The 4,955-nt window shown below is 71.4% G+C and carries 1 protein-coding gene; it reads left to right on the top strand.

Going from position 1 to position 4,955, the window contains the following annotated elements:
- Positions 1–4,955, top strand: a 4,955-nt coding sequence (locus ACWCPY_RS42905) for an amino acid adenylation domain-containing protein (protein WP_451274587.1), incomplete at both ends; no start/stop codon positions are given.

Genomic DNA, 4,955 nt, shown 5'->3' with positions numbered 1-4,955 from the left:
ATCGAACCCGGCGAGATCGAGACCGTTCTGGCCGGACGGCCGGGCGTGGCGCAGGCCACCGTCGTGGTCCGCGAGGACCGGCCCGGCGACAAGCGTCTCGCCGCGTACCTCGTCGCCGCCGACGGGGCCCGGATCGACACCGATGCGGTGCGCCGCGAGATCGCCGGCACGCTCCCGGAGTACATGGTCCCGTCCGCCTTCGTCGTCCTCGACGAGATCCCCCTCACCGTCAACGGCAAGGTCGACCGACGCGCCCTGCCCGCCCCGCAGTTCAGCAACGAAACCACCGGGCGCGCGCCCCGGGGACCGGGCGAGGAAGTCCTGTGCGGTCTCTTCGCGGAGGTCCTCGGACTGCCGTCGGTCACCATCGACGACCACTTCTTCCACCTCGGCGGGCACTCCCTGCTCGCCACCCGTCTCATCAGCCGTATCCGGCAGACCTTCGGCGTCCAGATCACCGTCCGGGACCTCTTCCAGGGCCCGACGGTGTCCTCGCTGGCCGAGTTCGTGGAAGCGGGCGGGGACGCCGTGCAGCGACCCGCACTGCGGGAAGCGGTGCGGCCCGAGCGGGTCCCGCTTTCCTCGGCCCAGCAGCGGCTGTGGTTCCTGCACCACCTGGAGGGACCCTCGGCGACGTACAACATTCCGCTGGCGCTGCGTCTCACCGGCGCACTCGACCCGCGGGCCCTCCGGCTCGCGCTCACCGATCTGGTGGTGCGGCACGAGTCGCTGCGCACCCTCTTCGGGATGGCGGACGACGCCGCCTACCAGTGGCAGCTGCCGGCGGCCGAGGTCCGGGTGGAACTGCCCGTCGTCGCGGTGACCGAGACCGCACTGGAGGCGGAGCTCGGCGCGCACGCCGCCCGCAGCTTCGACCTGGAGGCCGAACTGCCGCTCCGAGCGACCCTGTTCGCACTCGGTGAGCAGGAGCACGTCCTGCTGGTCGTGATGCACCACATCGCCTCCGACGGCTGGTCCACCACCCCGTTGCTGCGCGACCTGTCAGCCGCCTGCACGGCACGCACCGAGGGCACCGCCCCCGCGTGGGAGCCGCTGCCGGTCCAGTACGCCGACTACACCCTCTGGCAGCAGGAGCTGCTGGCGGTGGACGGGGAGCGGCAGGCGGAGTACTGGCGCCGCACACTCGACGGCCTGCCCGACGAGGCGACCCTGCCGGCCGACCGTCCGCGCCCGGCGGTCGCCACCTACCGAGGCTCCACCCACAGCGTCCACGTACCCGCGGAACTCCACGACGCGCTGACCCGACTGGCCCGGGAGACCGGCAGCACGATGTTCATGGTGGCCCAGGCCGCAGTCGCCACCGCGCTGTCCCGCTCCGGCGCGGGTGACGACATCCCGATCGGCGCCCCGATCGCGGGCCGCTCGGAGCAGTCCCTGGACGACCTGGTCGGCTTCTTCGTCAACACCCTGGTGCTGCGCACGGACCTGAGCGGCGACCCCAGCTTCCGCGACCTCCTCTCCCGGGTCCGCGAGGCCGATCTCGCGGCGTGGGCCCACCAGGACCTGCCCTTCGACCGGCTGGTGGAGACCCTCAACCCCGAGCGCTCCACCGCCCGGCACCCCCTCTTCCAGGTGGTGCTCACCCTTCAGGAGGCACTCACCCCGACCCTCGAACTCCCTGGGGTGGTAGCCGAGTCGGGCTTCACGGCCCTGGAGATCTCCAAGTTCGACCTGACCTTCTCCTTCCATGAACACCGCACGGCTGACGGCCGTCCCGGTGGACTGGACATCAGGGTCGAGTACGCCACCGACCTGTACGACGCCGGCACCGTCGAAGCGGTCGCCGACCGGCTGGTCCGGCTGCTCGGCGACGCCGTCGCACACCCCGGAATCCCGGTCGGAGAACTGGAGTTCATCGGGCCCGACGAGCGCCACCGGCTCCTGGAGGGATGGAACGGCGCGGTCACCGGCTCCTCGGACGCGGGCCTCGCGGAACTGTTCGCCGCACAGGCCGCCCGCACCCCGGACGCGATCGCCCTGGTCGACGGCGACCGCGAGGTGACCTACGCGGAGCTGGACGCGGACACCAACCGGCTGGCCCATCACCTCGTGGGCCTCGGCGTCCGGCCGGAGAGCGTCGTCGCCGTCCTGATGGAGCGGTCGGCCGACCTGCTCACCGGGCTCCTCGCGGTGGTCAAGGCCGGCGGTGTCTACGCCCCGCTCAACACCGCGGACCCCGACACCCGGCTGCTCCACATCCTCACCGAGACCGCGGCGTCGGTCCTGCTCACCGACCGGGCGCTGGCCGATCACCCGATCGTGGCCCGGACCGCGGCCGAGACGGTCGTGCTCGACGCAGCCGCCGACTTCTCCCACCTCCCCGCCACACCACCGGCACCCGGCGCCCACCCCGACCAGTGGCTGTACGTGATGTTCACCTCGGGTTCCACGGGACTCCCGAAGGGCGTCGCGGTCACCCACCGCAACGTCGCGGACCTGGCCGCGCAGACCATGTACGCGAACGGCAACCACACCCGGGTGCTCTTCCACTCACCGCACACCTTCGACGCCGCCACCCACGAGATCTGGGTGCCGTGGCTGAACGGCGGAGCGGTCGTGGTGGCGCCTCCGGGCTACCTCGACCCCGGGACCCTGGGCGGGCTGCTGACCGAGCGCGCGATCAGCTCGCTCTGGCTGACGGCCGGTCTGTTCCGGGTGATGGCGGAGGAGGTTCCGGAGGCCTTCGCCGGGGTGCGTGAGGTGTGGGCGGGCGGCGACGTCGTCCCGCCGGAGGCGGTGCGCCGTGTCATGGACCGCTGCCCGGACGTCACCGTCGTCAATGGCTACGGGCCGACGGAGACCACCACCTTCGCCACCACCCACCGCATCCACCGCCCGCTGGACTACACGGGTGCCATCCCGATCGGTGAGCCCCTCGACAACCACCGGCTGTACGTGCTCGACGAGGGCCTGCGGCTGGTCCCGCCGGGCACCCCCGGCGAGCTGTACATCGCCGGAGCCGGCCTCGCCCGGGGCTACCTCCACCGGCCGGGCATGACGGCGGAACGCTTCGTCGCGGACCCGTACGGTCCGGCCGGTACGCGGATGTATCGCACGGGTGACCTGGTCCGCTGGAACCACGAGGGCTCGGTGGAGTACCTCGGCCGCGCGGACCAGCAGGTCAAGCTCCGCGGCTTCCGCATCGAACTCGGTGAGATCGAGGGCGCGTTGGCCGGCCACGACAGCGTGGGGCAGGCGACCGTGGTGGTCCGGGAGGACCGGCCCGGCGACAAGCGCCTCGTCGCCTACCTCGTCGCCGCCGACGGCGCCCGCGTCGACGTGGCCGAGCTGCGCGGCCATGTCTCGGACGCGCTGCCCGAGTACATGGTCCCGTCCGCCTTCGTCGTCCTCGACGAGATCCCCCTCACCACCAACGGCAAGGTCGACCGCCGCGCCCTGCCCGCACCCCAGGTCTCCCACGCCACCCATGGGCGTGCCCCGCGCACCCTGCAGGAAGAGGTGCTCTGCGGTCTCTTCGCGGCCGTGCTCGGACTGCCGTCGGTCACCATCGACGACCACTTCTTCCACCGGGGCGGCCACTCGGTGCTGGGCACCCGCCTGATCAGCCGCATCCGGCGCGCGTTCGGGGTGCAGCTCGGAGTGAAGGACCTGTTCCGCAACCCGACGGTGCTCGCCCTCTCGGAGTGCGTCACCGCGGGCAGTGGCGAACTGCCCCGGCCCGCGCTGAGGCCCGAGGAGCGGCCGGACATCATCCCGCTTTCCTCCGCACAGCAGCGGCTGTGGTTCCTCGACCAGATGGAAGGTCCCTCCGCCACCTACAACATCCCGCTCGCCCTGCGCCTCAAGGGCGCACTCGACCACCAGGCCCTCCGACTCGCCCTCACCGACCTCACCACACGCCACGAAGGCCTGCGCACCGTCTTCCCCACTCACGAGGGCACCCCCCACCAGTGCATCCTCCCCCCGACCGCCATCGACCTGCCTCTGATCACCACCACCGAGGAGGAACTCACCGCACGACTGGCCGACCTCTCCGCGGCCACCTTCGACCTGGCCGTCCAGCCGCCGATCCGCACACATCTGCTCTCGGTCGGCGAACAGGAACACATCCTGCTGGTGGTCATCCACCACATCGCCTCCGACGGCTGGTCCAACGGACCGCTCTTCCGCGACCTGGCCACCGCCTACGAGGCCCGCACCGAGGGCACCGCCCCCGCCTGGGAGCCGCTGCCGGTCCAGTACGCCGACTACTCCCTCTGGCAGCAACGGCTCCTGGGAAGCGATGAGGAACGCCAACTCGACTACTGGCGTGCAGTGTTGGCGGACCTTCCGGAAGAGGCCACGCTCCCGGCCGACCGGCCCCGGCCGGCCACCGCGTCCAACCGGGGTACCACCCACACCGTGCACTGCCCGGCCGACCTGCACGACTCGCTCACCACGCTGGCCCAGGAGACCGGCAGCACCTTGTTCATGGTGGCCCAGGCAGCGGTCTCGACCCTGCTGTCCCGGTCCGGAGCCGGCCACGACATCCCGCTCGGCTCACCCGTCGCAGGGCGCACCGACCCGGCCCTCGACGACCTCGTCGGCTTCTTCGTCAACACGCTCGTGCTGCGTACGGACACCAGTGGTGACCCGAGCTTCCGTGAGCTGCTGGGCCGGGTCCGGGAGGCCGACCTGGCCGCGTGGAGTCACCAGGACCTGCCCTTCGACCGCCTGGTCGAAGCTCTCAACCCCGAGCGCACCACCGCCCGGCACCCCCTCTTCCAGGTCATGCTCACCGTCGGCGACATGTCCGCCGACGCCCCCGAACTCCCGGGGCTGGAAGCGGCGTACGAGTTCTCGAAGGTGGAGATCGCCAAGTTCGACCTCACCTTCGGCTTCGCGGAGCATCGTTCGGTGGATGGTCGGCCGGGTGGGTTGGACATCACGATCGAGTATGCGACGGATCTGTATGACGCGCGTTCGGTGGAGTT

It is taken from the genome of Streptomyces sp. NPDC002403 (genome assembly GCF_053593015.1).
Note: the sequence above shows the minus strand (reverse complement) of the source record. Positions and strands in the feature narration are given on the sequence as shown.